This is a genomic window from Gemella sp., assembly GCF_057272915.1.
Genome location: NZ_DBHIUF010000042.1, coordinates 1 through 2,029 on the forward strand (window position 1 = coordinate 1; position 2,029 = coordinate 2,029).

The window sequence follows — 2,029 nt, forward strand, 5'->3', positions numbered from 1 at the left end:
ATCAGAATGTCATTTATTATAGGTTCGTGTCACAAATGTTTGACAACTCTAGAAAAACATGTAAATTTTTTCAAAAAAACTATTGACAGATAAAAAATAACTTGTTATACTTAATCACAAGTTAATGATTCACACGTTGATAAGATAAGTAAAAGTGAAAGATGGTAAAGAGAGTCTCGGTTGGTGAAAAGAGATCGTATTGGAAACTTTGAAAATGGTCTTTGAGTGTTAATGGTCGAATAATTAGACCTTTACGGGTGAGCCCGTTATAGCTTCAGGGTATAACACCATTCTATTTTGGTGCGTACTTTTTGAGTTGATATTTGTGAGAATATCATAAAGTAAGGTGGTAACACGTAAATTATTAGACGTCCTTGCAGAAGCAAAAGCTTCTGTGAGGACTTTTTTATTTCTCAAAATAATCACAAGAATTCTTAACTTAAAGAAATAATATAAACATTTCGGAGGAAAGAAATATGTCAGAATTACTAAATATTTATAAAACATTAAAAAACAAAAAATGGGTTAACTTAAGCCACAAAATTGATGAAAACTCACCTAAGTTCCCAGCGCTACCTGCGTTAGAAAAAGAAAATGTCTTTACTTTAAAAGATGGATTCTATGTTCAAAAATTCTCAGTTGTTGGACAATATGGAACACACATCGATGCGCCAATTCACTTCGTTGAAGGTGGTCGTTGGTTAGATGAAATTGAACTTAAAGATTTACTATTACCTCTATACGTAATAGATAAAAGTAAAGAAGTAGCGGAGAATAATGATTATGTAATTACTAAACAAGACATTCTTGACTTCGAAGCTCAACATGGTGAAATATTACCAGAATCATTCGTAGCATTTAGAAGTGATTGGTCAAAACGTTGGCCTAGCTATGATGAAATTAGAAATCTAGATGAAAATGATGTTCAACACACTCCGGGATGGGGTAGAGATGCACTAGAATTCTTAATTAAAGAAAGAAAAGTTAAAGCTGTAGGTCATGAAACATTAGATACTGACTCAGGAGTTACAGCGGCAGCTGAAGGGCTTATTCAAGAGTACTACTTACTAGAACAAGATATTTATCAAATCGAAGTTTTAGCAAATCTTGATCAAGTACCAGCCATTGGAGCATTAATCTCAATTGCTTATCCAAACTGGACAGAAGCAACTGGATCTCCAGTAAGAGTAGTAGCGATATTACCAGAAGACGAATAGTACGGTCTTTATAAAAAAGTTTGAGTTTATGAAAAAATAGATATTAGAAAAGAGAGAAGAAGAAAAGTTTGAAGAGAAAAGTAACTAGAAGTTTATAATAAAGTCAAGATAATAAAGTCAGAAGAGAAAAGTAAAAAGAGAAAATAAATCAGTTAAACAAAAGGAGAAAAAAATATTATGGGTCAAGGATGTCAAAATAAGGTGGTAGAAAGGAGCATTCATAATGCTTAAAGGATCTTGTTTATGTAAAGCAGTGACCTACACTCTAGATGAGGAATTATCGGAATTAGTTTTTTGTCATTGCTCATTTTGTCGGAAAGCAACTGCGTCTGCCTATACAGTTAATGCTAAAGTTAGCAGTAAAAAGCTAGTATTGCATGGAAAAGAAAATCTTGTTTCCTATAGTTCTTCTCCAGAAAAACAGCGTTATTACTGCCAGAACTGTCATAGTCAAATTTTTACTGTTCAAGAAAATATACCAGAAGTCTGTGCTTTGAAATTAGGGACAATAGATGAATGCGATCAGAATTTACAAACTGTTCCTAAACGTCATATTTTTCAGAATCCAGCCTTTTCTTGGTTGCTTGATAAATAAATCTAAGAAGATAGAGAAAATAAATTAGTTAAACAAAAGGAGAAAAAATATTATGTGTCAAGGATGTCAAAATAAAGTAGTAGAAAGAGCGGCATATAGAGTAGATCACGTGGGATCATTTTTAAGACCTAAGGAGTTAGTAGAAGCTCGTGAGAAATTCTCGATAGTGTATAATATTTTGTGTAAACAGAAAAGTCAAGAGAAGTTGGAAAAAAAG

General features: G+C 32.4%; 2 protein-coding genes and 1 other annotated feature. Both genes read left to right on the forward strand.

Going from position 1 to position 2,029, the window contains the following annotated elements; genetic code table 11:
* Positions 1 to 127: 127 nt before the first annotated feature.
* Positions 128 to 379: a binding site (T-box leader), on the forward strand.
* Between the two features lie 97 nt (positions 380 to 476).
* On the forward strand, positions 477 to 1,217 hold the full coding sequence (locus ACO6OL_RS08630; RefSeq protein ID WP_485502835.1) for a cyclase family protein: 741 nt from the start codon (positions 477 to 479) through the stop codon (positions 1,215 to 1,217).
* 223 nt (positions 1,218 to 1,440) lie between these two features.
* On the forward strand, positions 1,441 to 1,812 hold the full coding sequence (locus tag ACO6OL_RS08635; protein ID WP_485502836.1) for a GFA family protein: 372 nt from the start codon (positions 1,441 to 1,443) through the stop codon (positions 1,810 to 1,812).
* The last annotated feature ends 217 nt before the right edge of the window (positions 1,813 to 2,029 follow it).